This is a genomic window from Yoonia sp. 72 (genome assembly GCF_034652275.1).
Classification (GTDB): domain Bacteria; phylum Pseudomonadota; class Alphaproteobacteria; order Rhodobacterales; family Rhodobacteraceae; genus Yoonia.
Genome location: NZ_JAXIWG010000001.1, coordinates 1601228 through 1622414, shown reverse-complemented (window position 1 = coordinate 1622414; position 21187 = coordinate 1601228). Strand labels below are relative to the sequence as shown.

General features: G+C 60.6%; 19 protein-coding genes. 5 read left to right on the top strand and 14 right to left on the bottom strand.

The window, feature by feature from the left end; translation table 11 throughout:
• Window positions 1-10 precede the first annotated feature (10 nt).
• From VCK47_RS08095 to VCK47_RS08065, 7 genes are read right to left on the bottom strand one after another with little or no spacing between them, the layout of a single operon-like run.
• Window positions 11-1372, bottom strand: a complete 1362-nt coding sequence (locus tag VCK47_RS08095) for an FGGY-family carbohydrate kinase (protein WP_322891897.1) — start codon at window positions 1370-1372, stop codon at window positions 11-13.
• The gene (locus VCK47_RS08090) at window positions 1369-1686 is read right to left on the bottom strand and encodes an L-rhamnose mutarotase (RefSeq protein ID WP_322891896.1); all 318 of its coding nucleotides are present in this window, start codon (window positions 1684-1686) and stop codon (window positions 1369-1371) included. The genes VCK47_RS08095 and VCK47_RS08090 overlap by 4 nt, the downstream gene beginning before the upstream one ends.
• Entirely contained in the window at window positions 1683-2675 is a 993-nt protein-coding gene (locus tag VCK47_RS08085) for an ABC transporter permease (RefSeq protein WP_322891895.1), read from the bottom strand. The genes VCK47_RS08090 and VCK47_RS08085 overlap by 4 nt, the downstream gene beginning before the upstream one ends.
• Window positions 2672-3640, bottom strand: a complete 969-nt coding sequence (locus VCK47_RS08080) for an ABC transporter permease (RefSeq protein WP_322891894.1) — start codon at window positions 3638-3640, stop codon at window positions 2672-2674. Before VCK47_RS08080 ends, VCK47_RS08085 begins: the two co-directional genes overlap by 4 nt.
• The gene (locus tag VCK47_RS08075) at window positions 3637-5133 is read right to left on the bottom strand and encodes a sugar ABC transporter ATP-binding protein (RefSeq protein WP_322891893.1); all 1497 of its coding nucleotides are present in this window, start codon (window positions 5131-5133) and stop codon (window positions 3637-3639) included. Before VCK47_RS08075 ends, VCK47_RS08080 begins: the two co-directional genes overlap by 4 nt.
• Window positions 5134-5191: 58 nt before the next feature.
• Complete coding sequence (gene rhaS, locus VCK47_RS08070; protein WP_322891892.1) at window positions 5192-6184, bottom strand: rhamnose ABC transporter substrate-binding protein; 993 nt, start codon at window positions 6182-6184, stop codon at window positions 5192-5194.
• A gap of 25 nt (window positions 6185-6209) precedes the next feature.
• Window positions 6210-7022: a DeoR/GlpR family DNA-binding transcription regulator gene (locus VCK47_RS08065; protein WP_322891891.1), complete on the bottom strand. Its 813-nt coding sequence runs from the start codon at window positions 7020-7022 to the stop codon at window positions 6210-6212.
• Between the two features lie 165 nt (window positions 7023-7187).
• On the opposite strand from VCK47_RS08065, the gene VCK47_RS08060 reads away from it, so the two are divergent.
• From VCK47_RS08060 to VCK47_RS08050, 3 genes are all read left to right on the top strand, one after another.
• Window positions 7188-9284: a bifunctional rhamnulose-1-phosphate aldolase/short-chain dehydrogenase gene (locus VCK47_RS08060; protein WP_322891890.1), complete on the top strand. Its 2097-nt coding sequence runs from the start codon at window positions 7188-7190 to the stop codon at window positions 9282-9284.
• Window positions 9285-9293: 9 nt separating this feature from the next.
• Window positions 9294-10538, top strand: coding sequence for an L-rhamnose isomerase (locus VCK47_RS08055; RefSeq protein WP_322891889.1), 1245 nt, complete (start codon window positions 9294-9296; stop codon window positions 10536-10538).
• Between the two features lie 426 nt (window positions 10539-10964).
• A complete protein-coding gene (locus VCK47_RS08050; protein ID WP_322891888.1) occupies window positions 10965-12020 on the top strand; it encodes a 3-carboxy-cis,cis-muconate cycloisomerase in 1056 nt (351 codons plus the stop codon).
• A 62-nt stretch (window positions 12021-12082) separates the two neighbouring features.
• On the opposite strand, the gene VCK47_RS08045 is transcribed toward VCK47_RS08050, so the two are convergent.
• Genes VCK47_RS08045 through pobA form a run of 6 tightly spaced genes read right to left on the bottom strand, consistent with a single transcriptional unit; the run spans window position 12083 to window position 16626 of the window.
• Entirely contained in the window at window positions 12083-12925 is an 843-nt protein-coding gene (locus VCK47_RS08045) for a 3-keto-5-aminohexanoate cleavage protein (protein WP_322891887.1), read from the bottom strand.
• Between the two features lie 7 nt (window positions 12926-12932).
• Window positions 12933-13550, bottom strand: a complete 618-nt coding sequence (gene pcaG, locus VCK47_RS08040) for a protocatechuate 3,4-dioxygenase subunit alpha (RefSeq protein ID WP_322891886.1) — start codon at window positions 13548-13550, stop codon at window positions 12933-12935.
• A gap of 2 nt (window positions 13551-13552) precedes the next feature.
• Window positions 13553-14299: a protocatechuate 3,4-dioxygenase subunit beta gene (pcaH, locus tag VCK47_RS08035; RefSeq protein WP_322891885.1), complete on the bottom strand. Its 747-nt coding sequence runs from the start codon at window positions 14297-14299 to the stop codon at window positions 13553-13555.
• Entirely contained in the window at window positions 14296-14676 is a 381-nt protein-coding gene (gene pcaC, locus VCK47_RS08030; RefSeq protein ID WP_322891883.1) for a 4-carboxymuconolactone decarboxylase, read from the bottom strand. The genes pcaH and pcaC overlap by 4 nt, the downstream gene beginning before the upstream one ends.
• A complete protein-coding gene (gene pcaD / locus VCK47_RS08025; protein ID WP_322891882.1) occupies window positions 14669-15457 on the bottom strand; it encodes a 3-oxoadipate enol-lactonase in 789 nt (262 codons plus the stop codon). Before pcaD ends, pcaC begins: the two co-directional genes overlap by 8 nt.
• Entirely contained in the window at window positions 15457-16626 is a 1170-nt protein-coding gene (gene pobA / locus VCK47_RS08020) for a 4-hydroxybenzoate 3-monooxygenase (protein WP_322891881.1), read from the bottom strand. The genes pcaD and pobA overlap by 1 nt, the downstream gene beginning before the upstream one ends.
• Window positions 16627-16689: 63 nt before the next feature.
• On the opposite strand from pobA, the gene pcaQ reads away from it, so the two are divergent.
• Window positions 16690-17643: a pca operon transcription factor PcaQ gene (gene pcaQ, locus VCK47_RS08015; RefSeq protein ID WP_322891880.1), complete on the top strand. Its 954-nt coding sequence runs from the start codon at window positions 16690-16692 to the stop codon at window positions 17641-17643.
• Window positions 17644-17773: 130 nt separating this feature from the next.
• Here the strand turns inward: pcaQ and VCK47_RS08010 are convergent, their stop codons facing one another.
• Window positions 17774-19453, bottom strand: coding sequence for a sigma-54-dependent Fis family transcriptional regulator (locus VCK47_RS08010; RefSeq protein WP_322891879.1), 1680 nt, complete (start codon window positions 19451-19453; stop codon window positions 17774-17776).
• Between the two features lie 304 nt (window positions 19454-19757).
• Here VCK47_RS08010 and VCK47_RS08005 point away from each other — a divergent pair, with 304 nt between their 5' ends.
• Window positions 19758-21182, top strand: a complete 1425-nt coding sequence (locus VCK47_RS08005; protein ID WP_322891878.1) for an aldehyde dehydrogenase family protein — start codon at window positions 19758-19760, stop codon at window positions 21180-21182.
• The last annotated feature ends 5 nt before the right edge of the window (window positions 21183-21187 follow it).

The window sequence follows — 21187 nt, the reverse complement described above, 5'->3', positions numbered from 1 at the left end:
TTGCCAAAGCCTAGCTGCCGGCTTGGACTTCGGTATCCCAGTCTTGCGCATAGGCGCGCAGGGCACGGGCATCGGACGGGACCGGCACGGCCTGCGTTTCCGGCTTGGCAACTGACCCCACCGCCAGCAAAGCCGCCCCCGCCGAAGTGCCGGTGGCAGAGGTCGCCGTTTCCACCCCGTCCGGTGAAATTGCCGCGAGCATTGCCAGATAGGCGGTGTTGCGTGCAAATGGCCCTTCTACGATCACGGGTCCGCGCGCGCCTGTCAGATCAAGGCAGGTCCGCGTCATCAGCGCCAGATAAAACGCCAGCGCAACATCATTCTGGCAGGCATCCTCGGGCGCGTTGGTCCAGCGCATAGTGCGGCCCTGATATGGCCCTGACTCTGGCACGACACTCGGCAGGATCATCGCCCGCCCCGCCAGTACCGCCGCGCGGTCTTGGGCCTTTGGCTCTGATGCGCCTTGCCGGATCAGGTCATACTCACGCCCGCCCATGAACCGCGCCGACGGCACCGGAGCGCCCAGAGCGTTCACATTCACCAGCACATCGCGTGTGGGATCGGGTGAGACAGCATCGCCTCCAACGGCCATGCAGATAACCCAAGTGCCGGTCGACACGACTGCAAAAGGGGCCTGCCGCGCTGCGAGGTAAGGGTAAAGCGAGGCGTTGGAATCGTGGATACCCACCGTGACCGGCGTTTCGCGCGGCAGGCCGGTCACCGATGCAATCTCGGGCCGCAAATGGCCCAGCACGTCATTGGGGCGTCGGGGGCCAGCGATCTTGCCGGTCAGTCCCAGCTTGTCCACCAACGGGGAAAATCGCCCCTCATCGGGCAACCAAAGATCGGTATGGCAGCCAAGCGATGTCACATCGCACGCCATCTCTCCTGTCAGGCGCCAGCCCCAGTATTGTGGATAGGTCAGCACATGGGCGATCCGATCCTGCAAACCGGGGTCTGTCGCCAGCATCCAGTGCAGTTGCGCCCCAAGGTTCAGCCCCATCGGCAGCCGCGGCGATCCGGTCATCGCGAAATCAGGGCGCAGCGCGTCATAGGCTGCTGCCAGATCATCAGGGCCTTTATGTTCGTAATCCAGCATCGGCGCGGCCAGTTGGCCATGCCGGTCCAGCAGTACTGCCGCCGCACCGTGAGTGGTGACCGAAATCGCATCCACGCCCCAACTGGCGTGAAAGGCGTTCAGGTGATGCAGGAAGAACTCCCAATGTCCCTCCAGATCGAAATGCGGCCAGGGCGGGCCGGGCCGCACCGTATTGGGCCGCGTCACGACGGCGATCTCGCGCAATGTGCCCGCATCGACCAGCGCCAGTTTGGCGTTGGTCTTGCCCAGATCGATCACTGCGACATGGGTCATGGCATGTGAAAGACAGGGATCAGCGGCACACTGACCGGCGCATTGTCAGGCCCTGTCTGCATGATATCGGCCATATGCGCCCACCAGCGCTGCATCACCGGATGATCGGGCAGCGCTGCCATCGCGTGACCTTCGCGCCGCCAGAGCACGCCGAACAGGATATGCGTGTCAGGGTCCAGATGAATCGAATAGTCGCTGACGCCTGCGGCATGCAAAAGATCGACCAGTTCGGGCCAGATCGCATCATGGCGGCGTTTGTATTCTGCAGCCATGCCTTGGTTCAGCTGCATCTTGAACGCGTATTTTTCCATCATCTTTTCCCAAACAGACGCGGCAGGGCGATGACGCTGATCAGCAGCACGCCCAGAAAGATGCTCATCACGATCCCCGGCACGTTCAGCAGGCCAAAGCCGAAGGTCACCATCCCCATGATCAGCGCCGCCAGCACCACCCCAAGGATCGATCCTGATCCGCCAAGGATCGACACCCCGCCAAGGACGACCATGGTCACAACTTCCAGCTCGAACCCCGTGGCGATGGAGGGTCGCGTCGATCCCAGCCTTGAAGTCAGGCAAACTGCGGCGATACCGGACATCAGGCCCGTCAACAGGAACAGGATGAATTTCACCCGTGCCACGCGGATGCCCGAAAACTGCGCTGCCGTCGCATTGTTGCCGATGGCATAGACCGCGCGCCCGAATGCGGTGCGATGCAGCAGCGCCCAATAGATCACCGCCAGCACCGTGAACAGCACCAGCTCGAAGCTGAACACCCACCAGACATAGCCCTGTCCGAAATAGGCAAAGCCCGGCGGATAGCCGTTAAAGGCCTTATCCCCCAGCACGATGAATGCGATGCCGCGAAACAGGCTCATGGTGCCGATGGTCACGACGATGGACGGCAGGCCCAGACCCGCCACCAGAAATCCGTTGAACGCCCCGCACAGAACCCCCGTGCCGATGCCTACCAGCACCAGCACCGGCACACCGGCCCCTGCCTGCATCGCCAGCCCCATCGCGGTTGATGCCAGCGCGATGATCGAGGCGACCGACAGGTCAATCTCGCCCGAGATAATGAGCAGCGCCATCGCCAGCGCGATCATCGCTTTTTCGGTAAAATTGAAGGTCGCGTCTGACAGGTTCCACGCGTTCAGGAAAAATGGCGATGTGAAAGAATTGGTGATGAAAATCGCAATCGCCACTGCGACAAGAATGGATTCCCACGACCGTAACGCGCGTGCAGCGGGCGATTGCAACCGGTCAGGGATGGCACGGCCGGTGCGGATCGGGGCGGTGTCGGTCATGTCGGCTCTCCCTGTTTGAGGATGATGCGCCCTTTGGGCCGGTTCTGCGTGGCGTTTAGCGTCACCGCGATCACGATGGCGCTGCCGGAAATCGCCATCTGCCAGAATGGCGAAATCCCGATCACCGGCAGGGCGTTGTTGATAATCCCCAGAAACAAGGCCCCCAGCACTGCACCAATGACACTGCCTGCGCCGCCGACTATGGCAATGCCGCCGATCACGCAGGCGGCGACGACCTGCAATTCAAACCCCGCCGCGATATCGACATAGGCCACCGCAAAGCGCGCGACCCACAAATAGCCCGTCAGCCCCGCCAAAGCGCCTGAAATGATAAACGCGATACATTGCGTGCGCCCCACATCGATACCGGTATAGACGGCGGCATGCGGATTGCCCCCCACTGCATAGAACGACCGGCCCAAAGGCGTGCGTGTCAGCACCACGAAAAACAGTGCAATCGCGGCCAGCGCGATCCAGCTCATCACAGGCAGGCCCAGAAACACCATGCGTGGCAGAGCTTTGAACCCGTCGCTCATCTGGTGGGCGTTCACCCATGCGCCGCCCGTCATCAGAAAGATCGTGCCGCGATAGATGGTCATCGTGCCAAGGGTGACGACAATCGACGGAATGCCGAGCTTCCAGACCAGAAGTCCGTTCACGGCCCCCAAGGCACCGCCCAGCACCACCACCGCCAGCAGGACCAGCGGCAAGGGCACGCCCATCCCGTTCATCAAGGCCGCCGCCATACCACACAGCGCAAGGTTCGCTGCGACCGACAGATCGATGCATTTGGTCAGGATCACGATCATCTGGCCAATCGCCAGCAGGATCAGCGGCGATGTGTCGTTGAACACATTGACCAGATTGCCGGGCCGCACAAAGGCCGGAAAGCGCATGGCCACCCCGCCGATCAGCAGGACGATGGCAAAGGCGAGCAACACATCGCGGTTCTTGAGAATGTTCATGCAGCCTCCGAAATCCCTGCGGCGGCGCGGACCAACCGTTCGGGGGTCATCGCGTCGCCTGTCACTTCGTCCACGATCCGGCCTTCGCGCATCACGATCACGCGGTCGGACATGCCCAGCACCTCGGGGATTTCGGAACTGACCATGATCACCGCCAACCCTTCGGCGGCAAGCTCGGCCATGAAATCATGCACCGCCGCCTTGGACCCGATATCGATGCCCTTGGTCGGTTCATCCAGAATGATCACGCGCGGTTTCGTGGCCAGCCATTTGGCGATCACCACCTTTTGCTGGTTGCCCCCCGACAACAGCCCCAGTTCCTGATCCAGACTGGCGGCGCGCAGATCAAGGCGCTGGGTGTAATCGCGCGCCAGCTTGAATTCCTCGGCCATGCGCAGAAAGCCGTGCCGCCCGACCTGCGCCAGCGACGGCAGGGTCACATTCTGGAAAATCGGCAGGCCACGGATCGCCCCCTGCCGCCCGCGATCCTCGGGGACATAGACGATACCGGCGGCAATCGCGTCATGGGTTGACCGGATCACGCGCACCTTTTCGTCGATCCGCACAGCCCCTTTGGACGGGGTGGTGATGCCGAACAGGGCCTGCATCACCTCGGACCTTCCCGCGCCGACGAGGCCGTAAAAGCCCAGGATCTCGCCCTGATGCAGGGTGAAGCGGATATCCGCAAATTCGGTCGGATGGTCATAGCCCGCCACCGTCAGCACGGCTGGGCCGATCTTGGGTGTGCGGGTCGGGAAAATCTGGTCGACACTGCGGCCCACCATCATCTGCACCAAGGCCCCTTCGGTCACATCCGCCATTATCCCCGCACCCACGAATTGCCCGTCGCGGAACACGGTGTAGCGGTCGGCGATGTGGAAGATTTCATCGAACTTGTGGCTGATGAACAGGATCGCCTTGCCCTGCGCCTTCAGCGTGGCAACCAGATCGTAAAGCTCGTGGATTTCCTTGTGGCTCAGCGCGGCTGTGGGTTCATCCAGCACGACAACACGGGCATCCGTGGACAAGGCCCGCGCGATCGCCACCAGATGTTTCGACGCGATGCCCAGATCGCCCAGCCGCTGGTCTGGATCAAGCGCCGATCCAATGCCTTCCAAAAGAGTCCGCGCACCGTCGCGCATGGCCCGCTTGTCGATCAGGCCAAACCGCGTGCGCGGCGCATGGCCAAGCCAGATGTTTTCGGCCACGGACAATTCGTCAAACAGCACCGTTTCCTGATGGATCGCGGTGACACCCGCCTTTGACGCATCCTGCGCATTGGCGAAATGCACGACCTGTCCGTCCAGCGTGATCGTGCCGTCCTCGGGCTGGTAGATGCCGGTCAGCACCTTGACGATGGTCGATTTGCCAGCCCCGTTTTCACCGATCAGCGCGGTGACCTGACCGGGGTAAAGATCAAGCGATACGTCCTGCAACGCCTTAACGCCCGGAAATGACTTGGAAATGCCGCGCAGCGACAGGATCGGTTGCATCAGACTGGTCCTTGGGAAAAGTGGTCCCCGGCAGGCAGGCCCGCCGGGGCACAGGCGATCAGAAGATCGACTTGAATTCCTCGATGTTGGACGCGTCATAGGTGAACGGGTCCGACATCGCGGCTTCGTTGTTGTCGTCCAGCACGGCCTCACCGATCCGGCCCATCGAAATGGTAGCACCCGGTTCCGCCGTGGCCGTGCCAGAGGCAAGACCATGCGCGATCATTGTTGCGGCATAGCCCAGATCAATCGGGTTCCAGATCGCAAAGCTGAGCGTGGCCCCGGATTCAACAGCCCCCGCCATTTCCGATGGCAGGCCCAGACCGGTGACGTTGATTTCACCGATCTTGCCGGCGTCGGTCACGGCCTGCGATGCCGCCAGAATACCCACCGTGGTCGGCGCGATGATCGCGCGCAGATCGGGGTAGGTCTGCATCAGGCCCTGTGCTTCGCGGTAGGATTTGTCGGCCAGATCGTCGCCATAGACGGTCGCCACCAGATTGATACCGGGGAAGTTGGGCAACGCCTTGGTGGCTTCCTCGATCCAGATATTCTGGTTGGTGGATGTCGATGTCGCCGACAGGATCGCCACATCACCGCCGTCAGGCAGATGGTCGGCGGCCAGACGGATGATCGTATTGCCGATCAGCGACGGCGACGACGGGTTCAGATGCATCTGGCGTCCTTCAGGGGCAACGCCGCTGTCCCATGAAATCACCGTGATGCCACGGTCCATCGCGCGGCGCAGCGCGGGTGCTACGGCATCGGGGTCGTTGGCGGAAATCGCGATGGCATCCACGCCTTGGGCGATCAGGGCGTTGATCACCTCGATCTGGCCTTCGGCGGTGGTGCTGGTGGGACCGGTATAGATAATCTCGACCCCGCCCAGTTCAGCGGCGGCTTCTTCGGCGCCTTGGGCTGCGGCTTCGAAAAAGCCGATGCCCAGCGCCTTGACCACCAGCGCGATGCGCATGTCCTCGGCTAAGGCGGGTTGCGCCAGCATCACCGTGCTCATCGCCGCAGTGGCGAGTGCTTTCTTCAGAATAGACATTTCGTTCCTCCCTAAATGATGTCGCTCAGGCGTCGCCTGCGCGGTCCTCCGTCCTGTCAGCGGCCCCTGTGCGGGCCACGATCAGCCTGATATCCGCCGCATCCAGCATGGCGGCATCGCGGTCGGTGATCCCTTCGTCGGTAATGACGGTATGGATCCGCGACAGCGCGCACAGCAGCAGGCTGGAACGGGCGGAAAATTTCGTACTATCGGCCAGAACCACCAGTTCATCGGCCTGATTGATCAGCTTTTGTTCGGCCTGCACCAGCATCGGGTCACCTTCCATCAGCCCCAACGCACCCAAGCCGCGACAGCCCATAAACATGCGGCTGGCATAGAAATTGCGGCTGCCGTCCTCGTCGAAGGGGGACAGGATGATGTTCTGTTCGCGGTAGATCGCACCCGCAGGCAAAAGGACCGTGTTCTTGGAATGCTTGAGCAGATGTTCGGCGATGGGAAAGCTGTTGGTGAACACCTGACAGCGCCGCGCGGTCAAGGGATGCACCATCTGGAACGTCGTGGTGCCGCCGTTGATGATGATCGCCTCGCCATCCTTGCACAGATCGACGGCCGCGCGTGCAATCGCGCGTTTCTGCGCCAGACGGATGGTTTCGTTGACGCTGAAAGGCCGCGCATTGATGCTGACGAATTGCGAAGGCGAGACGGATTCCGCCCCGCCCCGCACGCGGCGCAGTTTCTTTTGCAGGTGCAGTGCGGCGATATCGCGCCGGATCGTCGCCTCTGACGCGCCGGTCAGCGTGACCAGATCGGCCACGGTCGCCACGGGGCGGCCCTCGATGGACGACAGGATGATCCGGTGGCGTTCGCTTTCATGCATGGCAGTCTCCCTCGGTCGCAGGTTTCCACCAGAAACAATCACTGTCAATCATTTTCAATCACGATATACGTTTTTGCGATGCAGCATGATTGAAGTTGATTGTTATTGATTGACTTCGCACCGGATTTACCCCCATTTTTCCTGCAACACCCAGCGGAGGACATGATGACCACACCTGCCAACCACCTGAAAAACCTGTGGGATGATGCCGTTGCGGCCAACATGTCCGAATCGGAAAAGCTGCTTTACCGCTCGAATCTGCTGGGGTCCGACAAGCGCGTCACCAATTACGGCGGCGGCAATACCAGCGCCAAGGTGATGGAACGCGATCCCCTGACCGGGGACATGGTCGAGGTTCTGTGGGTCAAAGGATCGGGCGGCGATATCGGGTCCATCAGGATGGACGGGTTTTCCACGCTTTACATGGATAAACTGCACGCGCTGAAGGGTCTTTATCGCGGCGTGGCGCATGAAGATGAAATGGTTGGCTACCTGCCGCATTGCACCTTCAACCTCAACCCGCGCGCGGCCAGTATCGACACCCCGCTGCATGCCTATGTGCCGCGCAAACATGTCGATCACGTGCATTCGGATGCGATCATCGCCATCGCGGCCTCGGTCAATTCGCGCGACCTGACGGCCGAGGTGTTCGGCGACGATATCGGCTGGCTGCCGTGGAAAAAGCCCGGCTATGAGCTGGGACTGTGGCTGGAAAAGCTGGCGGTCGAAAATCCGCGGATGCGCGGCGCCGTGCTGGAAAGCCACGGGCTGTTCACATGGGCCGATGATGCCAAGGACTGCTATCTGACCACGCTGGAGATTATCAACACAGCCGCCGACTGGCTGGATGAACGGTCCGCTGGCAAGCCCGCCTTTGGCGGTGCCAAACATACCGATTTGCCCGGCGATCAGCGCCGCGCCATCGCCGCGCAGCTGATGCCGGTGATCCGGGGCCTGATTTCGGGCGACCGTCACAAGGTCGGCCATTTCGACGACAGCCCCGCCGTGCTGGAATTTGTGGGCTCTGCCATGCTGGACAGGCTTGCCCCGATGGGCACATCCTGCCCTGACCATTTCCTGCGCACGAAAATCAGGCCTTTGGTGGTCGATTTCGACCCTGCCAATCCCGATCTGGCGGCCACGATTGCGAGCCTCGCGCCCGCCATCGCGGATTACCGCGCCGATTACGCCGCTTACTATGACCGCTGCAAAAAGCCCGACAGCCCCGCCCTGCGCGACCCCAATGCCGTGGTCTATCTGGTCCCCGGTGTCGGCATGATCACATTCGCACTCGACAAGGCGACAGCGCGGGTGTCAGGCGAATTCTATGTCAACGCGATCAACGTGATGCGCGGGGCCTCGGCCGTGTCCACCTATCAGGGCCTGCCCGAACAGGAAGCCTTCGACATCGAATACTGGCTGCTGGAAGAAGCGAAACTGCAACGCCTGCCCAAGCCCAAAGCGCTGGCTGGCCGTATCGCATTGGTCACTGGCGGCGCGGGTGGCATCGGATCGGCCACCGCCGAACGGCTGCTATGCGAAGGTGCCTGCGTCATGCTCGCCGATATCGACGGCGCGGCGGTGCAGGATGTGGCCAAAGGCATGGCCAAGACCTTTGGTGCCGATGTCGTGGCCGCCGTCGCAATGGATGTCACCGACGAAGCACAGGTGATCGCCGCCTATACCCAGACGGCACTGGCCTTTGGTGGGGTCGATATCCTTGTGTCCAACGCCGGTATCGCGTCCTCCGCCCCGGTCGAGGAGACGACGCTCGCCCTGTGGAACAAGAACATGGATATCCTGTCCACCGGCTATTTCCTTGTCAGCCGCGAGGCGTTCAAGCTGCTGCGCACCCAAGGGATCGGCGGGTCAGTGGTCTTTGTGGCGTCCAAGAACGGGCTGGCCGCCAGCCCCAATGCCAGTGCCTATTGCACCGCCAAGGCCGCCGAAATCCACCTTGCCCGCTGTCTGGCGCTGGAAGGGGCCGATGCGGGCATCCGTGTGAATACCGTCAACCCCGATGCCGTGCTGCGCGGGTCGAAAATCTGGTCGGGCGAATGGCTCGACCAGCGCGCCAGCACCTACCAGACCGACAAGGACGGGCTGGAGGAAATGTACCGCCAGCGGTCCTTGCTCAAACGCGCGGTCCTGCCCGAAGATATCGCCGAAGGCGTCTATTTCCTTGCCTCTGACCTGTCGGCCAAATCCACCGGCAATATCCTGAACGTCGATGCCGGCAACAAAGAAGCGTTCACGCGCTAGGGGATGATGATGAGCAAAGATTACGACAGCGCGCGGGCCCAATTCGCCGATTGGGGCGTCGATACCGAAGCAGCGCTCGCTACCCTGTCCACGATCCCGATTTCGGTGCATTGCTGGCAAGGCGACGATGTGCGCGGGTTCGAGAAGAAATCAGGCACATCGGGTGGCGGTATTCAGGCGACCGGCAACCATCCGGGGCGCGCGCGCAATCCTGCGGAACTGCGCGCCGATCTGGAATTCGCCTTTGCGCAGATTCCAGGCAAGCACCGGCTGAACCTGCACGCCTGCTATCTGGACACGGACGAGTCCCCCGACCGCGATGCGATTGAATACAAACATTTCGCCTCTTGGGTGGATTGGGCCAAGGATCAGAGGCTGGGGCTTGATTTCAACCCCACCTTCTTTGCCCATGCCAAGGCCGACGACAACCTGACCCTGTCCCACCCTGATCAGGGCATCCGCGATTTCTGGATCGAACATGGCCGCCGTTGCCGTGACATCGCGGCACAGATGGGCACCGAACTGGGCGCTGCCGCGGTCAACAACATCTGGGTGCCCGACGGGTCCAAGGATACGCCCGTCGACCGGATGGCCGCGCGGCGCAGGCTGGAGTCCTCGCTCGATGCCATGTTCGCCGATGATTACCCAAAAACGGCACTGATCGACGCGGTGGAATCCAAATTGTTCGGCATCGGCGTGGAATCGATGACCGTAGGCAGCCATGAATTCTACCTTGGCTATGCGATCCGCAAAGGGACCGCCTTGTGCCTCGACATGGGCCATTTCCACCCGACCGAGAGCGTTGCCGACAAATTGTCATCCGTTGCCATGTCGGTACAGGATATTTTGCTACATGTATCGCGCCCGGTACGCTGGGACAGCGACCATGTGGTGCTGCTGAACGACGATCTGCTGGCGATGGCGCAGGAACTGGTTTTTGCGGGTCTGTTGGGGCGCACGCGCATTGGCCTCGATTTCTTCGATGCCACGATCAGCCGGACCGCGGCTTGGGTAATCGGGGTGCGCAACATGCAAAAGGCGCTGCTGCGGGCTTTGCTTCTGCCGCAGGACAGGTTGAAAGCGATGGAAGGTGAGTTGGACTTTACCGGCCGTCTGGTGCTGACCGAAGAAGCCCGCGATCTGCCCTTCGCCGCGATCTGGGCCGAACATTGCACCCGCGCCGATGTGCCTGTGGGACAAAAATTGCTGGGTGATCTGCAAGCCTATCAAGGCCGCGTCGAAACACGTGGCTGATGGCGTGGCGACTTTGTATCCGGCAATATCTACCGCCATACAAGGTGCGGCGCGATGCCGGTTTCCTTGTCCTGAACGCGACCTGTAGCGGACTGGACGCGCTGGGCTGGGCCAGGGCGTAACCCTATGATTTCCGATCCCGGTTTCTTGTCATTCCAGTCGGAATTGAACGCCGAACAAGCAACGCGACAGGCAGAGAAACCCATTAAAGTCATGTTGTTGGCTCAATCGCCTTTTGCTTGTGGGTAAGACTTTCGGAACAAATGGGCCGCCGAAGCGTCCCGTCTTGTCGTTAAGGGGAACGCGTCATCTGGCATTGGCCGGAATATTGAGTATGAAGGTGTGACACAGTTTCAGGGCCGCCAAAGGATTACCAACGGTTCAGGGACGCTTGCCTGATAGCGCAAAGCAGAACGGGATGCAGCGATGACGAATGCCTTTACGACATCGGGATTGTTTGGCGGGTTGCTGTGCGATCAGGCGATTGCCCGGGAATTCGACGCACCAGCCTTTACTGCGCGGATGCTGGCATTCGAGGCCGCGTGGACGCAGGCGCTTTGTGCCTGTGGTGTCGTTAAGGCAGATGATGCAGAGATGGCGTTGACGGCGATCAAGGCCTTTTCCTGCGATACCCTCGGTCAAGGCAGTGACCAAGACGGTCTGCCTGTCCCAGCATTGGTGGGCGCGCTGAAATCCGGCCTGCCCGATGGTGCAGCCCGCGCAGTGCATACGGGTGCGACCAGTCAGGATGTGATCGATACGGCGATGGTTCTGACGTGCCTTGCTGTGCTGGACCGCTTGACTGACCGTGTGCACCGCGTGATCGCTGCGCTTGAAGCTGTGCTGGGCCGCTTTGGCGACGCGCCCATGACGGCCCGCACAAGGATGCAGGCGGCTTTGCCCGCCACAGTTGCCTTGCGGGTTGATGCGTGGCGGCGGCCTTTGGTGGACCATCTGGCGCGGGCGGCTGATGTCAGAGCGCAGCTTGCCTTTGTGCAAATCGGTGGACCTATCGGCACCCGGGAAGCGCCGCAGGAACATGTCGCGGATTGTGCGGCCAAGGTCGCTGAAACGCTGGGTCTGTCGCTTGGTCCCGTCTGGCATGCAGATCGTAGCCGGATCGTTGCCTTGGGGCACTGGCTGGCGCTGGTGGCCGGATCACTTGGCAAGATCGGGCAGGATGTGACCTTGATGGTCCAGCAAGGCGTGGATGAAATGTCCCTGTCGGGCGGTGGCGGGTCGTCTGCGATGGCGCATAAACAGAACCCTATCGGGGCCGAACTGATGGTGGCACTGGCGCGTTATGTTGCCGGACAGCAGGGGATGCTGGGGCAGGCCATGATCCACGAGCAAGAACGCTCTGGTGCGGCATGGGCGTTGGAATGGCTGACATTGCCTGCAATGGCAGAGGCGACAGGCGCTGCGCTGAACCACGCTGAAAGCCTGATTACGGCCATCGAAAGGATTGGTGCGCCGGACTGATCGGGCAGGCCGACGGCCTGTAAATCAGACGATCACCGCCCGCGTCGCCGCGCGCAATCCTGTCATTGTGACGCTGGCACCTTTTGCAGACCCAGAATATCGCGTGCCTGCTGCCATGTCGCGACGGGGCGGTCATATTTTGCGCACAGATCAACCGCGCGTTTCACCAGTGCCGCGTTCGATGGCGCAAGCGTGTCGCGGTCAAGGCGCACGTTGTCTTCCAGCCCCGTGCGGGTGTGCCCGCCCTTGGCAATTGCCCATTCGTTGATGATGAATTGCGCAGGGCCGATGCCAGCGGCGCACCATTGCGCATCAGGCGCAAGGCGTTTGAGCGTTTCGATATAGAAATCGAAAATCACCTCGTCCGCAGGCATAGCGTTTTTCACCCCCATTACGAACTGGACATAAAGCGGGCCTTTCAGACGGCCATCGGCCGCCATGCGCGTGGCTTGGACGATGTGGCCCAGATCAAAAGCTTCGATCTCGGGTTTCACATCATGCGCGATCATTTCGGACGCCAGCCAATCCACAAGATCGGGGCTGTTTTCATAGACCCGCGTGGGAAAGTTGTTGGACCCGACAGACAGCGACGCCATATCGGGCGCAAGCGGCAACATCCCGCCACGTTCGCGCCCCGACCCGGAGCGTCCGCCGGTGGATAGCTGTATGATCATCCCGGGGCAGTGCTTTTCCAGCCCTTCCTTGAGCTGTGCGAACCGTGCAGGGTCCGATGTCGGTTTCCCCGCCTCATCACGCACATGGCAGTGGGCGATGGTGGCGCCCGCCTCGAAGGCTTCCTGCGTGCTTTCAATCTGTTCGGCGATGGTGATCGGCACGGCGGGGTTGTTGTCTTTGGTGGGCAGTGATCCTGTGATCGCCACGCAGATGATGCAGGGGTTTTCCATCGCGACCTCAGATATCAAAAAAGATGGTTTCATCCGGCCCTTGCAGGTGGATGTCGAAACGATACAGGCCGTCGGCCTGCTTTTTTGCCAGCAGGGTCGGGATGCGGCTTTGATGTTCGATCCGTGTCAGTATGGGGTCGGCGGCATTGGCCGCCTCTTCGTCTTCAAAGTAGATCCGCGTGTGCAGGCCGAGATTGATGCCGCGTGCGACGATCCATGCGGTGATATGCGGGGCCTGCATACGGCCATCGGGAAAGGGGACAGCACCGGGTTTGACAGTGTCAAAGGTGAATTCGCCTGTTTCCATGTCGCCGGGCGATCTGCCCCATCCGGTAAAGTTGGGGTCGGCTGTCCCGCGTGTTTCGTTGGCCGATGGAAACAGGCCCGCTGCATCGGGTTGCCAGATCTCGATCATGGCATCGCGCAGCGCGGTGCCCATACCGTCATAAACGATGCCCTTGATTGTAATTTCAGTGCCTTGGACGGGGCCGGTTTTCATCGTGGTGCCCAGATCGCCGCCATAGATGTCGATGCCGGTAAAATTGGGCGTGCATCCGATGTGGACATAGGGGCCAGCGGTCTGGCTGGGGCTTTCGCGCAGATAATCATGCAGCTTCTGGACCATGGTTACAGCCCCTCCTTGCGGTTTTCGAAATAGGTCTGGCGCCGACCGCGCAGGACCACGTCGAACTTGTATGCCAGACAATCCATGGGGACTGTCCGGTGCATGTCCAATGGCGCGGTCAGCGCATCTATTGCCTCTTGTGACTTCAACACGCCAACGATGGGGCAGCGTTTGATCAGCGGGTCGCCTTCGAAGTACATCTGCGTGATCAGCCGCTGCGCAAAGCCGTAGCCGAACAGCGAAAAGTGGATATGTGCAGGGCGCCAGTCGTTCATCCCGTTGGGCCAAGGATAGGGCCCGGGCTGGACCGTGCGGAATTCATATGATCCGTCGGCGGCGGTGATTGTCCGCCCGCAGCCACCAAAGTTGGGGTCCAGCGCTGCCAGATAGCTTTCTTTTTTGTGGCGGTAGCGACCGCCTGCATTGGCTTGCCAGAATTCCAGCAATGCACCTGGCACACCGCGGCCCGTTTCATCCAGAACGCGGCCATGTACGATAATGCGCGGGCCAATCGCGCTTTGGCCCGGTTGGGCATAGTTCAGGATCAGGTCGTTATCCAAAGGGCCGATCAGGTGATGGCCGAACACCGGCGATGTTTCTTCGCTCAGTGTCGTGGGAAACGACAGCAAGGCCGCCTGCGGGCTGCGCTTGATGCTGGTCTTATAGGCGGGCGTCAGGGCTTCTGGCTGCCAGGTGCGGTCGCGGGGGATAAAGCCGCCCGGCTTTGGCGGCGTATTCGCATGGCTCATAGGTCTACCCCCATTTCTTTATAGGTTTGTTTGGCAAGTTTGATCGCATGGTTGGCTTTTGGCACCCCTGCATAGATCGCGACATGCAGGAAAGCTTGCATCACGTCTTGCGGTGACGCGCCGGTATTGGCGGTGGCGCGGATATGCATCGGTATCTCCTCGAAGTTCCCGGTTGCAGCCAGCAGCGAAAGCGTCAGCATCGACCGTTCACGTCTGGTGATCGTATCGTCAGACCAGAGCGTCCCCCAAGCGCCTTCGGTGATCAGTGTCTGAAATGGCGTGTCAAAGTCGCCTTTCATGGCTTCGGCCTGATCGACATGGGCGTCACCCAGCACGGACCGGCGGGTGGCCATGCCTTTTTCAAAGCGATCAGACATGGGCGTGTTCCTTCAGAAACGGGTTCAGGATTGCTGCAAACGCTGCAGGCTTTTCAACGCAGGGCAGGTGGCCCGCCCCGTTGATGATATGACAATGCGCCCCGTTTATCAGGGCTGCGGTTGCGGCGACCAGATTTGGCGGGCTGGCACCATCATGGCTGCCTGCAATGGCAAGAGCGGGCAGGCGCAAGCTGCGGGTGCTTTGCGTCAGATCGGCCGCTGCGATTGCAGCGCAACATGCAACATATCCTGCCTGTGGTGTGCGTGACAGCATTGCCCCCCAAAGTGCGGCCTGCGGGCTGGCGCGAAAGGCAGGGCCGAACCAGCGGTCCAGAATGGCTGCTTCCATGGCGGCGATGCCATTTGCGTTGATTGTGGCGATCCGGTCGGCCCATGTGGCCGGATCGCCCATCTTGGCGGCTGTGTTCGACAGCACCAGCGCACGCACCAGATCGGGGCGTGTCGCGGCAAGGGTCTGGCCAATCATCCCGCCGATCGAGAGTCCGACAAAAATGACCGGTTGCAATACCAAGGCCGCGATAAGGGCTATGGCATCGGCTGCAAGATCATCCATCGTATATGGCCCGGCGGGGCAGGCCGACAGGCCGTGCCCGCGTTTGTCATAGCGGATCAGGCGCAGCCCTTGGGGCAAGAGCGGGATCAGCGCATCCCAAAGGCGCAGATCGGTGCCCAGTGAATTTGCAAACAGCACCGGAATGCCTATTGGATCGCCATCCTCCTGCACGTGCAAGGCAACGCCGTTTGCGTCCACCACCCGCATCAATAGGGCAGTCCGATATAGTTTTCGGCCATCGATTTCTGTGCTGCCTTGTTGGTGCGCAGGAAGGCGATCTCGGCGATTTGCATTTTCAGATCGAAGGCGGATTGGTCGGGGTAGGTATGCATCAACGACGAGAACCACCAACTGAACCGCTCGGCCTTCCAGACGCGGGCAAGCGCCTTGTCGGAGTAGCCGTCGATGCCAGCGGTGCTGTTGTTTTCGTAAAAATCGCGCAGACCGTTATAAAGGTAATGAACGTCGGACGCGGCGGTGTTCAGCCCTTTGGCACCGGTCGGCGGCACGATATGTGCGGCGTCACCGCATAGAAACAGCCGCCCCCAACGCATCGGTTCGGTCACAAAAGACCGCAAGGGTGCGATGGACTTTTCGATGCTCGGGCCGGTGACAAGATTTGCGGCCTGATCTGCGGGGATACGGCGTTTGAGTTCCTGCCAGAACGCGTCATCCGTCCAGTCCTCGGGTTTGTCGCTCAGAGAACACTGGATGTAATAGCGGCTGAGGTTTTCATTGCGCATGGAACAAAGCGCAAAGCCGCGCGGTGAATTGGCATAGATCAATTCGTGGTTGACGGGCGGTGTTTTCGACAGGATGCCAAGCCAGCCGAACGGATAGATTTTTTCGTATTCCTTGCGCACATCAAGCGGGATCGTCTGACGGCTGACACCATGAAATCCGTCACATCCGGCCACGAAATCGCAATCAAGGCGTTGTGGGTTGCCATCAACCGTATAGCACACGTGGGGCGTATCGGTGTCTGCCCCGTGGATGACCACATCTTCGACGTTGAATTCAATCTTGCCACCCGCTTTTTCGCGCGCCTCGAAGAGGTCGCGCGTCACCTCGGTCTGGCCATAGACCATGACTTTTGTGCCAGTGTGTTCGGTGAAGTCGATGCGGAAGATTTCGTCGCCATAAGAAATCAATGTGCCGTCGTGGGGGATGCCCTCGGCATGCAGGCGTGCAGCACAGCCTGCCTCTTCCATCAGTTTGACAAGGCCCTGTTCCAGAACACCGGCGCGGATCCGGCCTAGCACATAATCTTTGGTCTTGCGCTCCAGCACCACGCTATCGATGCCGCGTGTGTATAGAAGTTGCGACAGCAAAAGTCCGGATGGACCACCGCCAATGATAGCGACCTGCGTCCTCATTTCACCCCTCCGCACAGACTAGCCATCTCATCGCATATTTATATCGACAATCAAAATGATGTATTGAACAGTTTAGTTTCCAAAAAAGGAAAGAGTATGGATCGACGCATCAAGTTTCGCCATCTGGATGCCTTTAGTGCAATCGCCCGCGCGCGCAGCTTCAAGGTTGCGGCAGAGCAGTTGAACCTGACGCAGCCGGCGATTTCAAAAACCCTCAAGGAGTTGGAGGACATCCTTGGCGTCGTCGTCCTGGAACGCAGCCGGTCGGGCGTGGCGCTGACGCCGCAAGGCGAGGTGTTTTTGCAATTCGCAGAGCAAAGCACCGCAGCGCTGCGTCACGGGTTGCGCAGTATTCAGGGCGACGGTGGGGCAGCGGGACAGTTGAGGCTGGGTGCGCTACCCAGCGTGGTTTCATCGGTACTGCCTGCGGCTGTGCTGGAGTTTACCCTAAACCATCCCGATATTCTGGTGGAAATCCACGAAGGACCCCATCTTGACCTGACCACGCGCCTACGGAGCGGGGGTCTTGATCTGGTTGTCGGGCGGTTGGGCAAGCCTGATACGATGGTTGGTCTGACGTTCCAGCAGCTTTACTCCGAGAAAGTCGTCATTGTCGTCAGCCCGCAAAGCCGGACCGAAGGTATTCGTGAGCTCGCAGATCTGGCCTCTTTTCGTGTGCTTTATCCACCGAAAGACTCAGCAATCCGGCCACTCGTCGCTCGGTCACTGATCGCACAGGGGGTGCCATTGTTCGCAAACCGGATTGAAACGGCATCACCAGCCTTTGCGCGCGCCGTCATTCTGGCAGACCCCGACACTGTCTGGATCATTAGCAAGGGCGTCGTTGCCGATGACATTGCACAGGGACGGTTGAAGGCGCTTGAAATTGATCTGTCCTCTACCCTTGGTGCCGTTGGCGTTATGAGCCGCGCTGAGGAAGTCCCATCAGTTGCCGTCCGTACCTTTTCGAAGCTTCTCAACAGTCGCTGCAAGGATCGGCCTTCAGATAACAGATGACACATCAAAACGGGCGAACACGGCTGACTTTAAAAAAAGAGGCCAGTGTCGGCCTTGTGTCGTTCCTGTTGATCGGGTCAGCAAACGACCGGGATCACGTTTGGGGGCGCATGACGGGCTGCTTACCGGGTCACGATTGCTTTCCGAGTCCAAGTTTTGACAGCCGGTAATCCAGCTTTGCACGACTCAGCCCAAGCGCGCGCGCCGCAGCCGAGACATTCCCCTTGGCTGCCGCAAGTGCCATGCGATAGGTGTCCTGCTCTAGCTCGTCAAAAGTCCCTGTGTGAGAGGTGGCGCCGGGTGGAGATTGTGTGCTGCGCCGCACGATCCGGCCCGAGATATGCAGCCCTTCGACGAATTCGGGCATCTGTTCGATGCCGCTGAAGATATGTGATATCTCCAGATCGCCGCCCGGTTCGGCATAGATCACGCCGCGTTCGATCATGTTGGACAATTCCCGCATATTGCCCGGAAAATCATAGCGTAGCAGCAGATCGCGCGCGGCGGCGGTGATCTGGCGCAGCGGCTTGCGATGCAGCCCGCTGAAACGGCGCAGGAAATGTTCGATCAGCATCGGCAGATCGTCGCGCCGGTCGCGCAACGGCGGCACCACGATCGGCAACAGCGACAACCGGAAATAGAGATCGGCCCGAAATGCGCCTGCGGCGACCGCCTCGCGCAGGGCGGCCCCGCTGGCAGACATCACCCGCAATGTCCTGACCGATGCGGCACCATCGCCCAGATAGGCCGACAATTGCGATTGCAGCGCGCGGGGCAGCGACGGCAGATCGTTCAGAAACAGCGTGCCGCCCTGCGCCCGTTCCACCGCACCGCCGGGGCCGAACAGGTGCAGGTCGGTCTGCCCGTTGGCCAGCGCATCGCAGTTTACCATGATGAACGGCCCTTTGGGTGTGCGGCCGATGTCGTGCAGGCGGCGGGCAAAGAATTCCTTTCCGGTGCCGGGTTCGCCAAGGAAGATCACCGGTTCGTCATAGCCTGCCACACGTTCCAGCAGTCGGCGGGCGCGTTCGATGACGGCGGTTTTGCCGATGATCGCGGGCGGGGTGTCAGCCTGTTGCACGGGTGGCGCGCCTGTTGCGGGGTTCCACGGTTTGGCACGCGGGCGCGCTGACGAAGGTGGCGATTGGTCAAGCTCGGGCAAGGCGTCGCCCCAAGCGGCGGCATTTCGCCCGATGACAACGCAACGCTCTGCGCCTTGGCCCATACATTCGACCTCGCGGAAGATGACGGGCTGGCCCAGAAGGGCGGTGGTAAAGCCTGCGGGCGCGCCCACCTGCATCCAGCAGGTCGGACAATCGGACACGCCAAAGGCGTTCAGATGCTCCACCGCTTCGGTGCTGTCGTGCCAGTGGAATTCGCCATGGTAATGGCCGCGCTTGATGTCGAATTCAAAGCGTTTGGTAGTGACTTTGACGAAGCCTTCCATCGTATGCAGGCGCGGCCCTGCGGCCAGTGCGGCGGTCAGGTCATCCTGATGGAACCGCTTGCGGACCAGATCGGCGTAAAGCTGCCCCTGTAACCAGCCGGTGCGATAGAACAACGTGCGCGCGGCATCGATGCCAACGGCTTTGATCACTTCTCGGCGCAGATTGCCCAGCACCTGCGTCTGCATCATCACCATGCGTTCATCGCTCAGCCAGATGCGCCCGTCGCCAAGCGCGAATTGCAAGGCGCCTGCCAGATCGCCAAGGGTCGGCGCAGCCCCTTCATCCAACAGCCGGCTGTCGCCACGTTCGGTGATTCGCGGTGCGCGACGGGAGGCTTCGGCCAGGGTGATGCGTTCGGTCATTTTCATCATTTCATGAAAAAACGGGCTTGATGAAATATTTCACGAAAACATGCGTAGCACAAGATGGGCTGATAAAATGCATATAAACAGATGCTTAACGAGATATTGAGGTAAGGTATAATGATTTGTTGCAAAATATATTAACGATGGTCGTACTCATACCCAAGCGTTCTGGGGAGGAGCGCCGCTTTGCGGCACCAAGGCTGGTCACAACAGCCGGCGCCCAAAAGCGACAGTCATAACAGGGAGGATCGACATGGACGGGTCAGCACCAAATTTCTTGGCACAAGATGCATGGGCAGGGATGATTTTTTCCGGCGGATGGGGCAAGGCGCTGGGTGGCGTTTATGACGTCAACGCACCGGCAGATGGCAGTCTTGTCGCGCAGGTCGGCAATGGCAACAAGGCCGATGTAACCGCTGCCGCTGCCGCTGCCGCCGCTGCGCAACCGGCATGGGAAGCCACCGATCCAGCCGCACGGGCCGTTATTCTGAACGCTGCCGCCGATCTGCTGGAACAGCACCGCGAAGAACTGATCCCGTGGATCATCCGCGAAACCGGCTCGATCTATCCCAAGGCCGGAATCGAGATCGAACATTCGGCAGGCTTCATGCGCGCCGCGGCTGCCACTGGCATGGAACCGACACGCCGCAGCCTGCAATCGCTTGATGGCCGCCATGAAGAGGTGATCCGCGTCGCACATGGCGTGGTTGGCGTGATTTCGCCGTTCAACTTTCCGCTGATTTTGTCGATGCGCGCGATTGTGGCCGCACTGGCAACCGGCAATGCGGTGGTCCACAAACCCGATCCGCGCACCCCGATCAGCGGCGGCATCATGATCGCCCGCGTGTTCGAGGCAGCCGGTCTGCCTGCCGATTTGCTGCACATCATTCCGGGTGGTGCCGAAGTGGGTGCCGCCATCTGCGAGGACCGCAATATTGCGATGGTGTCGTTTACCGGCTCGCCCGATGTCGGCGCGCGCGTGGGCGAGGCTTGCGGGCGTAACTTGAAAAAAGTGCAGCTGGAACTGGGCGGCAAGAACGCCCTGATCATTCAGGACGATGCCGATCTTGCGCTGGCCGCTGCCAATGCGGCATGGGGCACATGGTTGCATCAGGGCCAGATTTGCATGGCGACCGGCCTTATTCTGGCACCTGCCGCCATGGCCGATGATCTGGCCGCAGAACTGGCCGTCAAGGCAAGCCGTCTGCCGGTAGGCAACCCTGCGACCGAACAATGCGCCCTTGGGCCGCTGATTTCGGACGCGCAGGTGGCGCTGGTCAAGGCGATTGTGGACGATGCGGTTGCCAAGGGTGCCAAACTGCTGGCAGGCGGCACGCCCACTGGCCGGATGTTCCCCGCAACCGTGCTGTCCGGTGTCAAACCCGGCATGCGCGCCTTCGAGGAAGAAATCTTTGGCCCTGTCGCGGTCGTGGTGGCCTATGACAATGATGACCATGCGGTCGAACTGGCCAATATGTCCGAATTCGGACTTGCCGGTGGCATCATCGCCAAAGACACGGAGCGCGCGATGCGCACAGGGATGCGCCTGAAGGTCGGCCATTTGCACATCAACGACCAGACCGTGATGGCCAGCCCGAACGCGCCATTTGGCGGGCGTGGCAAATCAGGCAACGGCAGCCGCATTTCCGGCCCCGCGATCTGGGAAGAATTCACCCAATGGGTCTGGATCACATCCCGCCCCGATGCGGTGATGTACCCCTTCTAATCCAT

Coding starts and splice junctions, on each gene's coding strand:
- VCK47_RS08095 (WP_322891897.1), bottom strand. CDS start 1,372: ATGACCCATGTCGCAGTGATCGATCTGGGCAAGACCAACGCCAAACTG.
- VCK47_RS08090 (WP_322891896.1), bottom strand. CDS start 1,686: ATGATGGAAAAATACGCGTTCAAGATGCAGCTGAACCAAGGCATGGCT.
- VCK47_RS08085 (WP_322891895.1), bottom strand. CDS start 2,675: ATGACCGACACCGCCCCGATCCGCACCGGCCGTGCCATCCCTGACCGG.
- VCK47_RS08080 (WP_322891894.1), bottom strand. CDS start 3,640: ATGAACATTCTCAAGAACCGCGATGTGTTGCTCGCCTTTGCCATCGTC.
- VCK47_RS08075 (WP_322891893.1), bottom strand. CDS start 5,133: ATGCAACCGATCCTGTCGCTGCGCGGCATTTCCAAGTCATTTCCGGGC.
- rhaS (WP_322891892.1), bottom strand. CDS start 6,184: ATGTCTATTCTGAAGAAAGCACTCGCCACTGCGGCGATGAGCACGGTG.
- VCK47_RS08065 (WP_322891891.1), bottom strand. CDS start 7,022: ATGCATGAAAGCGAACGCCACCGGATCATCCTGTCGTCCATCGAGGGC.
- VCK47_RS08060 (WP_322891890.1), top strand. CDS start 7,188: ATGACCACACCTGCCAACCACCTGAAAAACCTGTGGGATGATGCCGTT.
- VCK47_RS08055 (WP_322891889.1), top strand. CDS start 9,294: ATGAGCAAAGATTACGACAGCGCGCGGGCCCAATTCGCCGATTGGGGC.
- VCK47_RS08050 (WP_322891888.1), top strand. CDS start 10,965: ATGACGAATGCCTTTACGACATCGGGATTGTTTGGCGGGTTGCTGTGC.
- VCK47_RS08045 (WP_322891887.1), bottom strand. CDS start 12,925: ATGGAAAACCCCTGCATCATCTGCGTGGCGATCACAGGATCACTGCCC.
- pcaG (WP_322891886.1), bottom strand. CDS start 13,550: ATGGTCCAGAAGCTGCATGATTATCTGCGCGAAAGCCCCAGCCAGACC.
- pcaH (WP_322891885.1), bottom strand. CDS start 14,299: ATGAGCCATGCGAATACGCCGCCAAAGCCGGGCGGCTTTATCCCCCGC.
- pcaC (WP_322891883.1), bottom strand. CDS start 14,676: ATGTCTGATCGCTTTGAAAAAGGCATGGCCACCCGCCGGTCCGTGCTG.
- pcaD (WP_322891882.1), bottom strand. CDS start 15,457: ATGCGGGTGGTGGACGCAAACGGCGTTGCCTTGCACGTGCAGGAGGAT.
- pobA (WP_322891881.1), bottom strand. CDS start 16,626: ATGAGGACGCAGGTCGCTATCATTGGCGGTGGTCCATCCGGACTTTTG.
- VCK47_RS08010 (WP_322891879.1), bottom strand. CDS start 19,453: ATGACCGAACGCATCACCCTGGCCGAAGCCTCCCGTCGCGCACCGCGA.
- VCK47_RS08005 (WP_322891878.1), top strand. CDS start 19,758: ATGATTTTTTCCGGCGGATGGGGCAAGGCGCTGGGTGGCGTTTATGAC.